General features: G+C 44.8%; 23 protein-coding genes. 19 read left to right on the top strand and 4 right to left on the bottom strand.

Annotated features, from left to right (window positions below; all coding sequences use genetic code 11):
• The first annotated feature begins 16 nt into the window (after window positions 1-16).
• The gene (locus ACN6NF_RS10125; protein ID WP_474317299.1) at window positions 17-1,021 is read left to right on the top strand and encodes a Gfo/Idh/MocA family protein; all 1,005 of its coding nucleotides are present in this window, start codon (window positions 17-19) and stop codon (window positions 1,019-1,021) included.
• A gap of 115 nt (window positions 1,022-1,136) precedes the next feature.
• Here the strand turns inward: ACN6NF_RS10125 and ACN6NF_RS10130 are convergent, their stop codons facing one another.
• A complete protein-coding gene (locus ACN6NF_RS10130) occupies window positions 1,137-1,706 on the bottom strand; it encodes a TraR/DksA C4-type zinc finger protein (RefSeq protein ID WP_474317300.1) in 570 nt (189 codons plus the stop codon).
• Window positions 1,707-1,848: 142 nt separating this feature from the next.
• On the opposite strand from ACN6NF_RS10130, the gene ACN6NF_RS10135 reads away from it, so the two are divergent.
• From ACN6NF_RS10135 to ACN6NF_RS10165, 7 genes are all read left to right on the top strand, one after another.
• Window positions 1,849-2,226: a DivIVA domain-containing protein gene (locus ACN6NF_RS10135; protein ID WP_016821045.1), complete on the top strand. Its 378-nt coding sequence runs from the start codon at window positions 1,849-1,851 to the stop codon at window positions 2,224-2,226.
• A gap of 97 nt (window positions 2,227-2,323) precedes the next feature.
• The gene (locus tag ACN6NF_RS10140; RefSeq protein ID WP_013310015.1) at window positions 2,324-2,758 is read left to right on the top strand and encodes an Rrf2 family transcriptional regulator; all 435 of its coding nucleotides are present in this window, start codon (window positions 2,324-2,326) and stop codon (window positions 2,756-2,758) included.
• Window positions 2,759-2,782: 24 nt separating this feature from the next.
• Window positions 2,783-3,283, top strand: a complete 501-nt coding sequence (locus ACN6NF_RS10145) for a metallophosphoesterase family protein (RefSeq protein ID WP_447250134.1) — start codon at window positions 2,783-2,785, stop codon at window positions 3,281-3,283.
• Window positions 3,284-3,318: 35 nt separating this feature from the next.
• Complete coding sequence (locus ACN6NF_RS10150) at window positions 3,319-3,645, top strand: (2Fe-2S) ferredoxin domain-containing protein (RefSeq protein ID WP_474317303.1); 327 nt, start codon at window positions 3,319-3,321, stop codon at window positions 3,643-3,645.
• 129 nt (window positions 3,646-3,774) lie between these two features.
• Window positions 3,775-4,053, top strand: a complete 279-nt coding sequence (locus tag ACN6NF_RS10155) for a hypothetical protein (protein ID WP_474317305.1) — start codon at window positions 3,775-3,777, stop codon at window positions 4,051-4,053.
• Window positions 4,054-4,159: 106 nt separating this feature from the next.
• A complete protein-coding gene (locus ACN6NF_RS10160) occupies window positions 4,160-4,762 on the top strand; it encodes a nitroreductase family protein (protein ID WP_474317306.1) in 603 nt (200 codons plus the stop codon).
• 247 nt (window positions 4,763-5,009) lie between these two features.
• Window positions 5,010-5,933, top strand: a complete 924-nt coding sequence (locus ACN6NF_RS10165) for an NAD(P)/FAD-dependent oxidoreductase (protein ID WP_474317308.1) — start codon at window positions 5,010-5,012, stop codon at window positions 5,931-5,933.
• Window positions 5,934-5,943: 10 nt separating this feature from the next.
• Here the strand turns inward: ACN6NF_RS10165 and ACN6NF_RS10170 are convergent, their stop codons facing one another.
• Together ACN6NF_RS10170 and ACN6NF_RS10175 are read right to left on the bottom strand one after the other, a co-directional pair.
• Window positions 5,944-6,273: a hypothetical protein gene (locus tag ACN6NF_RS10170; RefSeq protein WP_474317310.1), complete on the bottom strand. Its 330-nt coding sequence runs from the start codon at window positions 6,271-6,273 to the stop codon at window positions 5,944-5,946.
• 144 nt (window positions 6,274-6,417) lie between these two features.
• A complete protein-coding gene (locus ACN6NF_RS10175) occupies window positions 6,418-6,738 on the bottom strand; it encodes a winged helix-turn-helix transcriptional regulator (protein ID WP_014599691.1) in 321 nt (106 codons plus the stop codon).
• A 291-nt stretch (window positions 6,739-7,029) separates the two neighbouring features.
• Here ACN6NF_RS10175 and zwf point away from each other — a divergent pair, with 291 nt between their 5' ends.
• The 8 genes from zwf (at window position 7,030) to ACN6NF_RS10215 (ending at window position 14,935) form a co-directional block, all read left to right on the top strand.
• Complete coding sequence (gene zwf, locus ACN6NF_RS10180) at window positions 7,030-8,532, top strand: glucose-6-phosphate dehydrogenase (RefSeq protein WP_474317312.1); 1,503 nt, start codon at window positions 7,030-7,032, stop codon at window positions 8,530-8,532.
• Window positions 8,533-8,588: 56 nt separating this feature from the next.
• A complete protein-coding gene (gene gnd, locus ACN6NF_RS10185; RefSeq protein WP_474317315.1) occupies window positions 8,589-9,482 on the top strand; it encodes a phosphogluconate dehydrogenase (NAD(+)-dependent, decarboxylating) in 894 nt (297 codons plus the stop codon).
• Between the two features lie 157 nt (window positions 9,483-9,639).
• Complete coding sequence (locus ACN6NF_RS10190) at window positions 9,640-10,314, top strand: SOS response-associated peptidase (protein WP_474317318.1); 675 nt, start codon at window positions 9,640-9,642, stop codon at window positions 10,312-10,314.
• Between the two features lie 378 nt (window positions 10,315-10,692).
• A complete protein-coding gene (locus ACN6NF_RS10195) occupies window positions 10,693-11,904 on the top strand; it encodes an MFS transporter (RefSeq protein ID WP_474317320.1) in 1,212 nt (403 codons plus the stop codon).
• Window positions 11,905-11,959: 55 nt separating this feature from the next.
• The gene (locus tag ACN6NF_RS10200; protein ID WP_474317322.1) at window positions 11,960-12,406 is read left to right on the top strand and encodes an OsmC family protein; all 447 of its coding nucleotides are present in this window, start codon (window positions 11,960-11,962) and stop codon (window positions 12,404-12,406) included.
• Window positions 12,407-12,475: 69 nt separating this feature from the next.
• Window positions 12,476-13,561 carry a lactonase family protein gene (locus tag ACN6NF_RS10205; protein WP_474317324.1) on the top strand — a complete coding sequence of 362 codons (1,086 nt, stop codon included), beginning with the start codon at window positions 12,476-12,478 and terminating at the stop codon, window positions 13,559-13,561.
• A gap of 532 nt (window positions 13,562-14,093) precedes the next feature.
• Window positions 14,094-14,249, top strand: a complete 156-nt coding sequence (locus ACN6NF_RS10210) for a hypothetical protein (protein WP_013370850.1) — start codon at window positions 14,094-14,096, stop codon at window positions 14,247-14,249.
• 176 nt (window positions 14,250-14,425) lie between these two features.
• Entirely contained in the window at window positions 14,426-14,935 is a 510-nt protein-coding gene (locus ACN6NF_RS10215; protein WP_474317326.1) for a hypothetical protein, read from the top strand.
• 139 nt (window positions 14,936-15,074) lie between these two features.
• Here the strand turns inward: ACN6NF_RS10215 and ACN6NF_RS10220 are convergent, their stop codons facing one another.
• Entirely contained in the window at window positions 15,075-15,701 is a 627-nt protein-coding gene (locus ACN6NF_RS10220) for an FMN-dependent NADH-azoreductase (protein ID WP_474317327.1), read from the bottom strand.
• Between the two features lie 240 nt (window positions 15,702-15,941).
• Between ACN6NF_RS10220 and murI the strand changes: the two genes are divergently transcribed.
• The 3 genes from murI to fosB all read left to right on the top strand — a co-directional run bounded on the left by murI (window position 15,942) and on the right by fosB (window position 18,183).
• Window positions 15,942-16,796 (top strand): glutamate racemase, encoded by an 855-nt coding sequence (gene murI, locus ACN6NF_RS10225; protein ID WP_474317569.1) that lies wholly within the window; start codon window positions 15,942-15,944, stop codon window positions 16,794-16,796.
• 98 nt (window positions 16,797-16,894) lie between these two features.
• Window positions 16,895-17,746 carry an aminoglycoside phosphotransferase family protein gene (locus ACN6NF_RS10230; protein ID WP_474317330.1) on the top strand — a complete coding sequence of 284 codons (852 nt, stop codon included), beginning with the start codon at window positions 16,895-16,897 and terminating at the stop codon, window positions 17,744-17,746.
• Between the two features lie 14 nt (window positions 17,747-17,760).
• Window positions 17,761-18,183, top strand: coding sequence for a metallothiol transferase FosB (gene fosB / locus ACN6NF_RS10235; RefSeq protein WP_474317331.1), 423 nt, complete (start codon window positions 17,761-17,763; stop codon window positions 18,181-18,183).
• The last annotated feature ends 21 nt before the right edge of the window (window positions 18,184-18,204 follow it).

The following is an 18,204-nucleotide window of genomic DNA, read 5'->3' on the forward strand; positions in this document are numbered from 1 at the left end:
CGAAAGGATGAGAATGATGGGTAGAAAGCTGAAATGGGGCATTTTAGGCACGGCGGAGATCGCCAAAATCGCTGTAATTCCGGCGATTCAGCAATCCGAACGCGGAGAAGTACTTGGAATTGCTAGTCGTAATGCGGATAAAGCCGCTGAGGCCGCCCGAGAGTTCGATATTCCGAGAAGTTATGGAAGCTATGACGAGCTGTTGGCCGATCCCGAAATCGGAGCAGTGTATATACCGTTGCCGAACCATCTGCATGAAGAGTGGACCATAAAAGCAGCGGAGGCCGGCAAGCATGTTTTGTGTGAAAAACCCTCTTCTCTTAGCTCGGCCGGGACAAGCCGCATGATTGAAGCATGTCGCCGTGCAGGAGTGACTTTTGCAGAAGCTTTTATGTATCGCTATCATCCCAAACATCGAAGAATTAAGGAAATCATCAATAGTGGGGAAATTGGTGACATTCGCGGCATACATTGCACGTTTACATTTAACAATACCGATCAGGCAGATAATGTGCGATTTAATAAAAGCATGGGGGGTGGCTCGTTGTATGATGTGGGCGTGTATCCGATATCAGCGGCTCGTATGTATTTGGATCGGGAGCCGGAGGCAGTGACGGTACATGCTTTATTTTCCCCGGAGCATGACAACGTTGATATGATGGCCTCCGGTCTGCTGGAATTTCCGGGTGGAGTAAACCTTACTTTCGATTGTGGCATGTGGGCAGCCAACCGTTCCAATATGGAAATTCTCGGCAGCAAGGGGACGATTGCGATGCCCAAAATGTTCGGTTGGGAAAGAACGTCTGTCGTACCGCAAATTTTCGTTCACGTTGGTTCGGTTACGCGTGAGGAACGTCTAAAGGGTTTTAATTCTTTTGAACTGCAAGCTGATGCTTTTGCCAAAGCCGTGCTTGACGGTATTCCTTTGCCATATGAGCCAGAAGATGCGGTTAGTAATATGAAAGTGATCGACGCCTGTATTGAATCGGCTCGCAGTCGTAAACGGATAGAGATTGGATAAGCAGGACTACCGTATTCCCAGAAGACATAAAAAGGCAGCCTGTCCCAAGGACAAGCTGCTTTTTTAGATGAACTAATACATAGATATTTTTAATGAGTCTTTACACATTCGAGTATTACATATTTTCATCATAATCTGTGACATCACGCTTGGCGGCTGTCTCAGGCGAGTTCGATGTGCCGTATTTTTCTACTGCGTCCCATGCGCCCGCATCGTCAAATCGTCCTGCATTCCGTTGGCGAACCTCACCTGCACCTTTGGGCGGCGGAGTCATGACCTGTTCCTCGATTGGACGGTCATTCGATAATTCCCGTGTTGGCGTGTGCTCGACGGTATAGGCTGTATATGGAATGGCTTGTAACCGTTCAAAAGGAATTTTTTCGCCGCTCTCCACACATATTCCATACGTCCCATCTTCCATCCGTTGCAGGGCTGCATTGACCTGCTCCAGCTCGTTTTCCAGCGACTCGTTTATCGCCAAATCACGGGATCGTTCAAAGGTTTCCGTCCCTATATCAGCAGGGTGGTTATCATAGGATGAGAGCTCCCCTGTGGAATCTGTCAGTGTTTCTCCCAATTTCGTATTTTCCTGACCGTTTTGTTTAAAATGTTTTTCTAAATCCTTTTTCTGCTCCAATAACATATGTTTCAGCTCTGCAAGCTGCGAATCGTTCAAATGGTTCATGATCATCTCTCCCCTTCATGGTCTGTATGAGTGGCGTGTATGCTCTCTTATACCCGTTCATAGAGCCTAGCAATCACAGAGACTTTTATTCCCAGCCTAGAATGTGATATAAAAAGAATAGTGTGTTAAGGAGGGAAAACCGATGGATGAACATATGAAGCGTCGTCTGGATAAGCAAAAGCAGTTGTTTAAACAACTGGGCATTCAGCTGGACGCGCTCTCCATTCATGAGAAACAGTTTAAAAATAAAATGCGCGGCTATGATCCGGATGAGGTGGATGCTTTTCTGGATGAAGTAATCAAGGATTATGAACGCTTTTATGCGAATATAGCCGACCTGATGGACAAGTGGCAGGAGCAGCAGGCAACCATACGTGATTTGAAAAGTGCACCCAAGCCTGCCACCGACTTTAATGCACTTGACCGTCGTCAACTGGAGGATATCATTAAGCAGTTGGAATATAGTGTGCGCCAATTAAAAGTGCGAGTACGCCCTGAAAATGACTATTTTCCGGAGTAAGGAATAGTTAGCACTGTGTCGTTGCCTCTATTGTGGTATGATGGAAACATGCATTTTATCAAACATTTAATGAGGCACACATATAAAGGTGGTTAACATGAGTACCCATTTTTCCGTTAGTATCCATTGTCTGCTTCTTCTGGCTGAAGGGGCACCCGAGCGAATGACTTCGTCACTTATTGCTTCCAGTATCAATACTAACCCGGTAGTTGTAAGAAGAATTATGAGCCGACTCAAGCAAGCGGGTCTGGTGGATTCGTCACCGGGAGCGCGCGGCTTTCGTCTAAGCATGTCGAGTTCAAACATCAATCTGAAAATGATCTATGAAGCGACCAAGGATGAAGGCCCGCTGTTTGCCATCCATACCGACAGCAATCATAATTGCGAGGTTGGCAGGAACATAGACGCTTTGTTGGATGGTTTATACACCGTGGCAGAGCAGAAAATCCAGGCGTTTTTCGAGACCGTTACGTTGCGAGATCTGGAGCAGGCGCTCCAGCAGCGGGTTGGGCAACAAAGTTCATCCGTGTGAAGACGCTGGTAAGGAGAAATTGATATGAAAATCATCGTACTTTCAGACACTCATATGCCACACAGAAGCAAAACGCTGCCTAGTCGGCTTGTGCAGGAGCTAAAAGGCAGTGACCTCATTCTCCATGCCGGAGACTGGACGGATTGGTTCGTATATGAACGTCTAGCTGAATTTGCGCCTGTGCAAGGCATTGCCGGAAACAATGATGGAACCGACATCGTGGAGCGTCTAGGCTATCAACGAATCGTTGAAGCCCAAGGCAAGCGGATCGGCATGGTTCATGGTCACGGCTGGCGCGGCTCGACAGAGAATATCGCACTGAATACATTTAAGGGAGAAACATTGGATTGCCTGATTTATGGACATTCGCATATTCCTGTGGTCAAAAAGATAGATGATCTGCTTGTCCTTAATCCGGGGTCTCCGACGGACAAGCGCGGTGAAGACGAATACTCATTTATCGTGCTGACGATTGAAGACGGGCAGATGGAAGCACGGCTTGTTCTTTATCCAGATAAACATTGATATAAAACCAACAACTGTTGATTAAAGGGGAAGCTATGGCTATTTTTGATTTAGAACCGATGAAGCATCATGTGTTGATCTGCAATGGAGGCACATGTATGCGACATGAAGGCGAAGAAGTTACACAAGCAATTCGGGATGAAATTCGTAAACAGCATGCAGAAGCCTATATTCACACGACCAGAACTCGTTGTAATGGGCGCTGTCATGATGCTGCGGTTGTGATCGTATATCCGCAAGGGGACTGGTATGGTCAAATGACCCCCGCCTCAGGTACAGAGCTGGTGCAGAAGCTCGTAGCGGGAGAGAAGCTGGAACCTCATCTTTTTCATGAGTGTACACGTAAATCCAATTCGGAATAATCCAGTCATCCATCTATAAGAGCATGAGTAGAGAAAATCTTTCGGAGATTTTCTCTTTTTTGCGTTTAATCCCCAACCTGAAAGGTAAAAGTATACTGTGGACACCAATCCGATAGGGAGGGAAGAAAGATGAACCCATTTGAAGATAAGCTACACGGTGAGAATGAGCAAAAAAGCCAGACGGGGAAAGGGACAACGGAGTCTAAACATCAGGAACAGCCGATTAATCGTGATCATGCAGAGCAGTATCCGACAGATCAGAAAAGCTTGTTCGATCGTTTTGAAATTGAGCAGACGGTAGACGCCATTCCCGTAGAGGATTTAAAGATGGAAAGACAAGAGGAGAGAGATAAGGATGCAACCAAGCACACCTCTTCCAGTGAGAAAAAATATAAGGGCGGCGTATAATTTTCAACGAAATGGTAATATTCAAAAAGAAATCTCTTGACTTTAAGATATATACGATGTATATTAAGTTACGAAAAGTAATTAATTTTTCTCAGGAGGTAACAAAATGACTAAATACTTCTTCACAGCTCTGAAAGACAGACGCTCCTATTATGGCATTAGTAAAGAACAAGTAATTTCCGACCAACGAATTCAAGAGATCGTAGAGGAAGCTGTGAAGTACACACCTACCTCTTTCAACTCCCAAACTTCACGCGCTGTAGTGTTGCTCGGAGAGCATCATGACAAACTGTGGAATATTACAGAAGATATCTTGCGGGAAGTGGTAGGCAATGAAGAACAATTCAAAACTACTGCTGAGAAAATGAACGGTTTCCGCAGCGGTTACGGAACGGTCTTGTTCTTTGAGGACAACAATGTGGTAGCTGGTCTGCAACAACAATTTGAAGCGTATGCGGACAATTTCCCAATCTGGGCCAATCAATCTAACGGCATGCTGCAGTTGGTAGTATGGACGGCTCTGGAGCAAGAAGGACTGGGAGCATCCCTTCAGCACTATAATCCTTTGATCGACGAAAAAGTGAAAAACGAATGGAACATTCCTGAGCATTGGAAACTGATTGCTGAAATGCCATTTGGTAAACCGACTTTCCAACCAGGTGACAAAGAATTCCAGCCGATTGAGGAACGCGTAAAAACATTTAAATAATGATCATAATAGTATGATGATTCAGGTTTGACATGAAAACCTGAAAACAGCACTGCGGATTATCCGCAGTGCTGTTTGTCATTTCAATTTTTTTAGATATGTAACCTTTTGGATACATGGGAACGAGGTTAATTCATCCGTAAGTGGGTGATATTATGTTTGAAATTGGATAAGAAGTTTACATAAGTGTGATTGCTTTTTTTGCAGATGTTTAGCATTTGCGCGTATTTGAAGGAGGAATTAGGACATGAACTACGATTGCATTATTGTCGGTGGGGGAATTGCCGGATTGCAAGCAGCTATTCAATTGGGTAGATACAGCAGTCATCGGGTGCTGGTGATCGATTCGGGCTATGGTCGATCTACGCTGTGCCATCAGTATCATAATATTTTGGGCTTTCCTGACGGGATTTCTGGTGAAGAGCTACGACGGCTTGGACGTAGTGAAGCCACGAAGTTAGGCACTGAATTTGTTGACGATAAGGCGATAAAAGCGACCAAGAGAGATGAGCTTTTTGACATTGAAGTGGAGGCAGGGTCAGTATATACGTCAAAAACGCTGTTATTGGCCACAGGGCTGACGGACCGTTTTCCAAAGCTGGAAGGGCTACAAGCCTGCTTGGGCAACAGTGTATATGTGTGCCCGGACTGTGACGGGTATGAGGTCCAGGATCGCAGTACAGTCGTCATGGGGGCGGGCAAAGCGGGAGCTTCCATGGCATTGATTTTGTCAGCACGTACCGATCACCTTGTCTATGTCAATCATGAGCGTTCAGAAGTACCGGACGAGCTGATTGTGAAGCTGCGGGCTAAAGGGATTGAATATAAGGAGTCAGCCATTACTGAGATAATCACGGGGCAACCGGGCTGTTTTGAGGGAGTGCGGTTGGCTGATGGACAAGTCGTTCGAGCAGAGCGGGGCTTCTTAGCTTTTGGAAGCAACCATGTTCATTCAGAGCTGGCGGAGCAACTGGGTGTGCATCTGCTGCATAACAAGCATATTAAGACGCATCCCCGCAGCAAAATGACAAACGTGGAAAATGTATGGGTGGCCGGAGACTTAGGGGCTCATGCCGAGCAAGCGACGGTTGCAATGGGAGAAGGAGCTATGTCAGCGATCTGGATACACAAGGTATTATCTGGTATGAAAACAAAAGTACCGCAACTCTGAGAGCTGCGGTTTAGAACGATGGGCATGTGCTTGGTTGAAGATGAGACTCGAAACGTTTTAATTGATCGCTCATGCCATACTTGCGTAAAATTTCCGTCTGTTTGTTACCGATGAGATCAAAATGAGGATAGGGCTGACGCTGATGTATATACTGGGGGTCCAATCCGTTGAGCTTGCACCATGAGCGTAGCTTATTCAAATCAGAACAGCCCACCTTGGTGACAGTTGTAATGCCTGGAAAGCGGTCATCCAGCCAGTAATGTGTCAGAAAAGCAATTTCGTCACGGCTGACCTCTCTTTTCCAGCTCATCAGTTCCTGCCGGGTAATGCCAAATGCCATCGGTCTCATCCTTTCCTGGCTCATGCCTGAAATCATAGGCTATTGTTGCGGTTGTCCATTATTTACGTTCTATTGCTTGTATTATGATCCACATGCAGTAACACAATAACAGGAGAGCGTGTTTGGCGATCTCCTGCTAGCGGTTTAGAGCCATCTTTCGGCCCAGCTCTCCACACCATTCAATGCATCACCTAGCTCTTTACCCTTACGTGTCAGCGAATATTCGGTACGCACTGGCCGCTCTGTGATGACATTGCGAAGGATTAGGCCGGAAAGCTCAAGTTCCTTGATGCGCTCGTTGAGCATGCGTTTGCTAAGATCAGGTATGGAGACTTGAATTTCACTAAATCGTTTGGGATGTTCCATCAAAGTATGAATGATGAGAGCGGTCCATTTTTTGCTGATGATCTGAAAGGACTGTTCCACCTTACCGCACAAAAGCTTAGGCTGCCTGTCGTCGCTCATCTGAATCCCCTCAATTTCATTGTTGTTTTAAACAGTATACTAAAAGTAACTCTGTATACCAATAGTAACTATAATGCATTGTATCAACTGTGACAATTTTAACAGTTTTTTCTCTTTCCTATCGTCAATCATACCACAGAAAACGTTATCATTACAGGATATATCGAATGTTCACGATTTCGCTAAAATTTGATTGACTTGCCCCTTATTTTGGGTGTATTATGGGTTACGTTAATTCCTCAGGTAACTTTTAATAACCTCATCTTTTATAATGGGAAGAAGGAATATTTCATGGATTCAATGACATTTGTCTTATTTGGAGCGACAGGGGATTTGGCCAAACGCAAAATTTACCCTGCCTTGTATAATTTGTTTGTAGAAGGTAAAATTCCGGCTTCCTTTTCTGTAATTGGGATGGGGCGTCGTGAAGTGGCGGACGAACAATTTCAAAGTAATGTAGAGCAATCTATTAAGGATTTTTCCAGACATGTGAATGATGACCGTGGACAGATGGATCAGTTCTTAAGTGCTTTCCGTTACAGCGCATTGAACGTTAACCACCCGGAAGACTATAAAAAGCTGCTACAGCTTGCTGAGCAACGTGAAAATGACTTAGGAATTCCGGGGAACCGCATGTTTTACTTATCGGTGGCACCGGAATTTTTTGATGTAATTGCCCACAATATTCGGGAAAGTGGTTTAGCTGAAACAAAGGGTTGGAAACGACTCATTATTGAAAAACCATTTGGGCATGATTTGGAATCGGCACGTGAGCTGAATGATCGCCTGAGCAGAACCTTTGCTGAGGATGAGATTTATCGTATTGACCATTACTTAGGCAAGCCCATGGTTCAAAACCTTGAAGCCTTAAAATTTGCTAATCCATTGCTTCAAGGGGTTTGGAACAATCAGTACATTTCCAATGTGCAAATTACCGCTTCTGAGACTGTAGGCGTAGAGGAGCGAGCAGGATACTACGATCACTCCGGTGCTATTCGTGATATGGTACAAAATCACATGCTGCAGGTGCTGATGATGACGGCTATGAACAAGCCGGGACATATTACGGCAGATCAGGTGCGAGACGAAAAAAGTAAGGTGATGGATGCGCTTCGTGCCCTCGATCCTTCCGATATTGCTTCCAACGTAGTTAGAGGACAGTATACCGAAGGTGAGATCAACGGAAAAGCAGTTCCTTCCTATAAAGAAGAGCCGGACATCGGACCTGATTCGCAAAATGATACGTTCATTTCAGCTCGCCTATGGATTGACAATGAACAATGGTCAGGTGTGCCGTTCTATATTCGTACTGGTAAACGCATGAAAGAAAAATCCACTCGTATCGTTGTGGAATTCAAAAAGGACAATACTGATCCTTATGCTGCTCAAGGTCAGCCAACCGACCCGAACTTGCTGATCATCCATGTTAATCCGGATGAAAAAGTAACACTTCGTCTGAACAGTAGAGATCCGCTGAACAATGGCCAGTTGGAGACCGTTCTGATGAATTATCATTCCGAGGCCAAGGATGTGCCAGAAGCCTATGAACGCCTTATCTTTGATGCGCTGCGCGGTGATTCCACCTTTTTTGCTCATTGGAACGAAGTGGAGCTTTCATGGGTGTGGGTTCAACCAGTACTGGAAGCTTTTGCCCGTGGTGAAGTTCCGCTTCATACGTATGCGGCAGGCTCTTACGGTCCAGAAGCTTCAGATCAATTGTTGGAAGAGCAAGGCTTTACATGGTGGCTGGACGAAAAGTCCGAAAGCTCTGAAAAAGCAGTCGTTAGTGCTTAACCCAACAGAAAAGTGTTTTATAAAAAATATTTTTGCTACGGCAGGAGGCCTTTATAATGCAAGTAGGATTAATTGGTTTGGGAAAAATGGGCTTGAATCTTGGAAAAAATCTGATCGATCATAAGCATGAAGTTGTGGCTTACGACGTCAATGTAGCCGCAATCCAAGAAATGAAGGAATATGGAGCTAAAGGTGCTTCTACTTTGGAAGAGCTTGTGCAAGCAACTCAATCCCCTAGAGTGCTGTGGATTATGGTTCCTCACCAAATTGTTGATTCTGTATTGGATCAGCTTCAACCGATGTTGTCCAAAGGAGATATCATTATCGAAGGCGGAAACTCTCATTACAAAGAGTCCATTGCTCGCCATGCCCGTCTAAAAGAATATGGTATTAGCTTCATGGATGCAGGAACTTCTGGCGGTATGGAAGGCGCGCGCAACGGTGCTTGCTACATGATCGGTGGCGATCCAGAAGCTTGGGCAGTTGTTGAGCCTATTTTCCGTGATACAGCGGTGGAAAATGGATATCTGTATGCAGGTAAATCCGGTAGCGGACATTTTCTGAAAATGGTTCACAATGGTGTGGAATACGGCATGATGGCATCCATCGGTGAAGGCTTTGAAGTGCTGGAGAAAAGTAACTTTGACTTTGATTACGAACAAGTAGCGCGTGTGTGGAACAACGGTTCCGTTATTCGCTCTTGGCTGATGGGCTTGACTGAACGCGCATTTTCCAAAGATGCGAACCTGGATGAAATCCGTGGGGTTATGCACTCTTCCGGTGAAGGTAAATGGACTGTTGAGGAAGCGCTGGACCTTCAGGCGGCAACTCCGGTCATTGCCTTGTCCTTGCTGATGCGTTACCGCTCGCTGGATGCCGATACATTCAACGGGAAAGTAGTTGCTGCGCTGCGTAATGAATTTGGCGGCCATGCCGTAGAAAAGAAGTAATAATGATATAAGTGAGTATCTATCCCCGTAGCTTTACGACTGCGGGGATATTGCTATATGTTTTTTGATGATCTGGTTTTTGTAATATCCTCGCTTATGCATATTTTTCCTTGTATATCCGCACAATAGGTAAAAAAGGCGGAAGGATGAATTGCATATGTGCAAAAGATTTTCGTTATCGGCAGATTTAGATGAGGTAAGGGATCATTTTGGTATACAACGTGTGATGTATTATTATAAAACACGTTATAACATGAGTCCTACCCAGCATGTTCCCATTGTTCTGCATCAGGATGGAGAACGGGTGCTTGATGAATTTCGCTGGGGATTTATTCCTTATTGGGGCAAGGATTGTGTCAATGCAGACCTGAATACCGTTCGGATAAATCCCAGTTATCGCAAGATGGCGGAAACTCGGCGCTGTATTATTCCGTGCAATGGATTTTATTATTGGCGAAAATTGGGCAAACGGATGTGTGCCGTCCGAGTGGTACTGCCGGAACAGAAAATGTTTGCGGTCGCGGGGCTATATGAAATATGGCAGGATAGTCGAAAGGAGCCGTTACGCACCTGTACGATGATGACGGTTCACGCCAATACGGATATACGTGAATTTGACAGCCGTATGCCCGCTATTTTGGAAGCAGATCAAATAGATTCATGGCTAGATCCGTCGATCCAAAATATTGATGAGCTGCTGCCCTTATTGCGCACGTATGAGCAAGGTGATATGAGCATCTATCCAGTCACCCCGCTGGTGGCCAATGATGAACATGATAGTCGTGAATGCATTCAGGAAATGGATTTGCAGTGGTCCTGGATTAAACCTTAAATGTGAAGATTTGTATCCATTATTAATCATAAGCTTCCCGCCACCTGCATAGGTATGTAGTGGGGAACAAGCGTCATAATCCGGGGAGAGGGGAAACGGCCGAAGGAGTATCTCATATGGGATGGAGGCGATTGGAATGAGTAACGATACACTCATCCAGCTGCTGGTGCTCATGGTGACGATCATCGGTCTGGTCCAAAACCGGTAAGTGGCAGGTTCCAGAAGGCGGGAGAATTGCCGTAGGCAATCTTCCGTTTTTTTCTGCGTTAAAATGCTCGCAGATTGAGGAAGCTTGCGTTACAATAGAGGCTGGACTACAGGTGACAAGACACCTGAATATACGTCTACATACGATGCATTTTTAAGGGAGAGCGAATCATGAGTGAATTAACTTCATTACCACCAGCTAAAAAAAGGAAATTGCTTTTTAGCGCAGGTTTAAGCTGGCTGTTTGATGCGATGGATGTGGGGCTGCTTTCATTTATAGTCGCAGCGTTGGCTAAGGAGTGGCATCTCGGATCAGAGCAGATTGGTCTGCTGACTGCGATGAATTCGATAGGAATGGTATTTGGGGCTGCTTTGGCGGGGATTTTGGCAGATCGTTACGGTAGACGCGCTATATTAGTGTGGACCCTGTTGATCTTTTCCATTGCCAGTGGCTTGTCTGCTTTGGCTACAGGTCTCGGTATGCTGCTGGTGCTGCGTTTTATTGCTGGCGCAGGCTTAGGTGGAGAATTACCTGTTGCTTCGACACTGGTGTCAGAATCAGTGCCTGTGAAAGAACGAGGGAGAGCGGTTGTGCTGCTGGAAAGCTTCTGGGCGGCAGGTTGGATTCTTTCGGCCCTTATTGCCTATTTTGTTATTCCGAAATATGGTTGGCAGCTTGCCTTTATTCTCGGCGCAGTACCTGCCCTGTACGCTCTTTATTTGCGCAAAGCTATTGAGGATTCACCGCGATACAAGCAGCAAAGCGCCAAACTTCTCCCGTTACGTGCACGCTTGGCTACGATTTGGTCGGAACCCCATCGCAAGTCTACGCTAATGCTGTGGATTTTATGGTTCACAGTTGTATTTTCATATTATGGCATGTTCCTGTGGTTGCCGAGCATGATGTTTATGAAGGGGTTTGAGCTGGTTAAAAGCTTTGAGTATGTCCTAATCATGACACTTGCACAATTACCAGGTTATTTTACCGCCGCCTATCTGATTGAAAAGCTGGGTCGCAAATTTGTACTGATCATTTACTTGTTGCTCACAGCAGTGTCCGCTATTTGGTTTGGAACTTCAGAAACGGCAGGGATGTTGTTGGCAGCTGGCATTTGCTTGTCCTTCTTTAATCTCGGTGCATGGGGAGCCATGTATGCTTATACCCCTGAATTGTATCCAACGTCTGCTCGTTCTACCGGTGTGGGTATGGCAGCTGCATTTGGTCGTATTGGCGGCGTGATCGGGCCTTTCGCGGTCGGTATACTTGTGGGACAAGGCATAGCGTTACCATCTATCTTTGCGATTTTCTTCGTAGCGATCCTGATCGGAGCAGTTGCTGTATGGTTGCTGGGTACCGAAACGAAAAATCAGGAGATTGACTAACCTTTACATTCACCTGTGTAAAGATTCATAATACAAGAGAGAGGAGTGACCTGAAATGGAGCATACCTTTCTGCTCAAGGCAGACTGGAACGGGGGGCGCAATAGCGACGGGCGTATTGAGGCCGGACAGTTGCGAACAGCGATTTCGATTCCGGCTGAGATGGGAGGCCCTGGTGTAGGCACCAATCCAGATGAAATGATGCTCGGTGCAGCTGCTACCTGCTATCTGATTACTTTGGCGGCAATGATGGAACGTGCCAGCCTCCCGGTGGTATCACTGGCACTGGAATCCGAAGGAATTGTCGATGTAACGAACAACATTTTTACATATCGTCGAATCGTGCATCGTCCGTGCGTTCTATTGTCCGTCGATGCAACAGAATCTCAAATCGAACAAGCATTGCGCCTTGCAGAGCAGGCTGAAACCTCATGCATGATCTCACGTGCCGTAGCAGGAAATGTAGCATTGTCTACAGAACCTGTAGTGGAGCGCGCCTCTTAAAGCAATAACTGTAACAGGAGCAATCATTCCAATTGCCCATCATTTTTTTAATCCAAGGAGGACACAACCATGACAGCACAACAAAAATTGCTCGTATTCGCAGGCTCTTACGCCGAATTGGAAGGTAACGGAGTTTATTCGTACACTTTTAATGAAGAGACAGGAGCCCTGACTTTACAGGATGAGTTCTCCGGCTTGAAAAATCCTACATTCCTAAACGTGGACGTTAAAAATCGGAAGCTGTATTCCATTGGAGAGACGACTACCGCTGCAGGAGCGAAGGTAGGCGAAGCTTCTGCTTTTGAAATCGACCCAGTTAAAGGCACATTTACATTGCTGAATCGTGCGGAAAACGTAGGCTCCACAACTTGTCACATTCAGCGTGATCCATCCGATCGTTACCTGATTGTGGTCAGCTACCACGGAGGTATGGTAGGGCTGGTGTCTCTGACTGAGGACGGACGTATCGGTGAGTTGCTGGATGTTAAACAGCACGAGGGCAAAGGAGCGCATCCTGAGCGTCAGGATCGTCCACATCCACATTCCTGCTTCTTTAGCCCGGACGGCCGCTTCCTGTTCGTACAAGATCTTGGACTGGATCTGATCCGTATTTATACCATTGATGACAGCAAAGGGCAACTGGTGCTGCACGGTGAAACAAAAACCCATGCAGGTGCAGGTCCACGTCACTTGACATTCCACCCGAACAGTAAATTTGCTTTTGTTATTAACGAAGTGGATTCTTCCATTACTTCTTTCGCCTATGATGCAGAAGCTGGCAAGCTCACTGAGCTGGAGAGTGTACCGACATTGCCGTCTGACTTTACTGGCGAAAACACAACTGCAGAAATTGCGATCTCACAGGATGGAGCTTATCTGTACGGTTCCAACCGTGGACATGATAGCATCGTAGTGTACGCTGTAGACGCTGCAACAGGCAAGCTGAGTCTAGTGGAGCATGTATCTGCTGAAGGCGAGCATCCGCGTCATTTTGCTTTGACACCTAATGGTGATTATATGCTCGTGGCTAACCGCGATACTAACAATATTGTTACCTTCAAAGTGGACAAGGCAAGCGGTCGCTTGACTTACACAGGACAACAAGTAACTGTGTCCAAGCCTGTATGCGTACAGCCTTTTTACTTTTCTGTGTAAAAAATAGGGCCTCATTAGAATTAATGAAGTAACGGTATGGGCTTGTGGCCGCTACGAGAACGGATTATTCTTCCGATCGCTCCGCTGCTTTATTTCTTTTGGCAACCATTTGTTCATACAGAAAAAATAGAATACGCATATGTTGATAGTTTCGATGGATTAACCAGACATAAAAATTTATTAGTAGAAACGGCTCGTAGGATAACCTGCAGCCGTTTTTATTTTAGCGCTTAGTCACTTCTAAGAAAGGTCATAGCCTACAAAATTATTCTGAAGTTTTAAGATCACAAATAAGATACGAATAATCTCAGTAAGAAAAGGGTACATATGTTATAAGCAGAACGGTTGTCCGTTATGCAATTAGAGGACAAGCACTGTGACACCTTTGAGACAAACTTATGAAAAATGAGAATGACAAGCTGAGTAACGAAGCGGGCAGATGGATTTCGGAGAAGCAACAGCGATTGGAGCAACCATTTGTTTGCGTAGTGGGCTACACATTGCATGCATTCTAGAGGAAGGTGGGATTCATATGAAAATAATCATTACACAAAAGGAAGCCGCCGACAAAGGAATCTGGACAGAGATTATGGGGATGTTTGCTGTAACCAAAGAGGACGAGGTATGGCAAAATGAAGAGTTTATTCTCACCGAGGAACAGGCACGTCAGGTGGGATTACTAAAATAACAAAGGAGTACATTAGGACATGTCATCAAGTTTTAAGACCAAGTCTTAAAAAATCGTAACTTATTTTTTATGTATCTGATACACTTTTTAACCGTTCAAAGTTTATGATAGGTACACAAGGGTAATGAAGCTTACAGACACCGTGTACATACCCAAACGGCAAGGAGAGATCAGACATGATGAAATTAGCTTCGAAATGGACCGTATTGACTTTGATGATGATGCTGATTACGACGGCAGGGGCAACAGCGCAAGGTTACACACCTGTAGCAGCTGCTGAAAATCAGGAGACCGTATATATAAACCAAATGGACATTCGCGACGGACAAATCTATTTGTCAACAGATCCGATTGAATGGTTTGAAGGCAAGGCAGCAGACAAAGCATTTTTGGAACATGAAGGTAATACAGGATTGGATGGAGCGCCGGATGGCTACTACATCGTAAACAATACCGTGCAAAATGACGTGTATCAGGTTGCACCAGATGCTTCGGTAGAGGTGCAGATTTATGATCACACGGGGAATATAGAAGACACAGACGTACAATGGAACGAATCCATTCCGTTGGCACAGTTTGAGAAGGATTTTGCGAAAAAGGATGTTCTGGACCTCAGCCAATTTCCATACCATGTTACGTTTCGTGACGGTAAGGTTGTAAAAATCGTGCAGCAGTTCATTCCTTAAACAGAAGTAAGCTCATACAGACACGTGCTTCTTACTTGATCTTAGATCAGGGGAGCACGTGTTTTTATATTTTGCAGCAAAAAAAGAGGATATCCATCCCATAAAGGGTGCGGACATCCTCTTGTCTTCATATATATAATTAGAACGATTTTGCTGCGTCTACTGCACGTTGTACGGCAGAAGCAACGATCTCTTGTGCTTGGTCAGGAGCTTGGTTATGTCCTTCCAGTACCACCTTAACGATGTCTTTAACACCGAAGAAGGTTAAGATGTTGCTCATGAAGTTCAAAGACATTTCAGCAGCAGCAGCCGGCCCTTCGGAATAAACGCCGCCTCTTGCATTCAACAGGGCTACTTTAGTGTCAGTTACAAGGCCTACAGGACCTTCAGCAGTGTATTTGAATGTTTTACCAGCTTGGTTCAAGTAGTCAATGTATGTGTGCAGTACAGCTGGAATGGTCATGTTCCAGAGCGGGAATGCAAACACGACTTTGTCTGCTGCCAAGAATTGATCCAGGTAGCCATTGGCGATGTTTGCCAGGCGGGCTTCTTCTGCGTTCAATTCCATACCTCTAGCAGATTTGAACGTGCCGTTGATCATGTTAGCGTTCAGATAAGGAAGCTCAACGGAGAACAGGTCCAGCTCAGTGATTTCATCAGATGGGTGAGAAGCCTTGTAGCTTTCCACGAATGCGTTATACAATTTAACTGTTGCAGATTCTTCAGCTGTACGATCATTAGCTTTGACAAATAATACTTTAGACATGATTTATTTCCCCCTAAGTAAGTTGAATAAGTAAGTTTAGTTAGTAAGTTACCACGTAATATTACAATATAAAGATAATATCTGTCAACACTTCTATATTAAATTTACTTTGAAAAGCTACTTTATTTTTTACACTGTAAAATTTACGTGTTTCTTTTGCAAAATATCAGTTTTGCGGTAAAATTTAAATGTAAAGTCTATTGAAGAGAATGGTTTGAATAGGTGAAGAAGGAAATGAACATGGTGCCAGGAAGATTTGACACCATAGTTGAACGAAAAAAGGTGAGTAGCTTGAAGATAGGTTTTTTTGATTCGGGTTTGGGTGGAATTACAGTATTGTCTGAGGCGCTAAGACGTTTGCCAAACGAAAATTTTGTTTACATGGCGGATACGCTTCATGTTCCTTACGGAACGAAAACACCCCAAGAGGTGCTTGGTTATGTCAAGGCTTCGGTACAAACGATCCTACAAGAGGATATTAAGGCATTGGTGATTGCATGCAATACGGCTACAAGTATCGCGGTGGCGGAGCTAAGGAAGGAATATAAATTTCCGATTATCGGAATGGAACCAGCCGTGAAGCCAGCGGTCGAGATGAACCGAGCCAATGGTAAAAGAGTGCTGGTGCTGGCGACACCATTGACATTAAAACAATCCGGTTATGCAGCACTGGTATCCAGAGTTGACGATCACGGGAGTGTAGACTCACTGCCTTTGCCGGAGCTCGTACGATATTGCGAACAGTTGAATTTTGACCGTACAGAATTGTTCAATTATTTTAACCATAAGCTGTCTTCGTTTAACCTGGACGTCTATGGTACGGTCGTGTTGGGATGTACACATTATCCATTTTATAAGGAAATTTTGAGAGAACTGCTGCCTTCTCATATTCAGCTCATTGATGGGAGCCACGGAACGGTCAAACGCTTGAAACAGGTGCTGTCCGACCGTAATTTACTGGCAACTCCGGTAAAAACGGGCCAATTGCAGGAGGGACATGTCACTTTTCTATGTACCAGTCAGGATAAGGCCTATGTCCATAAGATGGAACGGGCGCTTGAAATCTATGCGGAGCATGAAAAAATATATTTTTAAGAAAAGAATGGCTGGCGAACAGGTGGGCTAGATCAACAATCTGAAGCGCCAGCCGCATTATTTATGGATCAGATGCATAGGGAGGTTTTACATGTTACATGGACATTCAATTTATCCTGAATGAGCTGTATGAAGCAGGCGTGCTTGAAAGCCATATGCAAAATCTCAAACCGCTGACTGGCGGTACTTCGAGTGAAGTGTTTGTTGTTATGGACGGTACCGGACCACGATATGTGATTAAGCAAAATGATCCCGCGATTGTAAAAGCCGAGGCAGAATTTTTACTTACCTATGCACAAATTGAGAAGCTATCTCAAGTGATTTATGTAGATTCCCTGCATCGTTATTTGGTATATGCGTTCAAGCCAGGGTTCACTAGGCAATATAGTGAAAGAAATAAGGGTGATTTGCTACTCAGTCTGACGACAGAGGTCATTGCACACTATAAATCTCTTGGCGAGGAACGCGAGTATGGTTATTCGGATCATCCGTTTGTAGAATGGAGAGATTTTTTGCTCCACAGAACGAAAGAATCCGAAAAGATTATACAAGATGTTTTACCTCCAGAGAATCATCGGTTCGTCCATACTCTTGTGGCCGGATCGCCGCAACGGAATATTAAATATTTACTTCATGGCGATTTCGGAGTACATAATTTTGTGTTTGCCGATAATGGTACATTGACAGGTATTATTGACCCTGATCCAGTGGTGGGAGAGCCTCTGTATGATTTGATATACGCTTTTTGTTCTTCACCGGATAGGCTGGACGTCGATACCATTTTGCCGGCGGTAGAGAAGCTTAGTCCAGAGATGACAGGGGAATATGAGCTGAACAGGGAAGTGCTACAGGGATTATACTTTCGTATAGCTACCTGTATTCGCCATCATCCGGAAGATCTAGACCCATATACAGAAGCATGGAACTACTGGCTGAACAGGGTTCGCTGAAAGGAATAGGAAGCATGAGCATACAAGGATGGAATCACATTTGCTTTTCGGTGTCTAATTTGGAGAAGTCTATACAATTCTATCAGAATGTACTAGACGGAAAACTGCTCGTTAAAGGACGTAAGCTGGCTTATCTGGATTGCCTGGGAATGTGGTTGGCTCTCAATGTGGAAGAGGATATTCCGAGAAATGAAATTCATCATTCCTACACGCATATTGCATTTTCGGTAGCGGAAGCGGATTTCGAAAATATGCTTAACAAGCTGAGAAATCTTAATGTTACTATTTTGCCTGGACGAGAACGGAACGTACAGGATAAAAGGTCGGTCTATTTTACAGACCCAGACGGACACAAGTTCGAATTCCACACAGGACAATTGCAGGACCGCTTGAAATATTATAAAAATGATAAGAAGCATATGACTTTTTACGAATAAGTAAGCGTTATCAAATAAATG

This window comes from Paenibacillus sp. TSM33 (assembly GCF_056099025.1).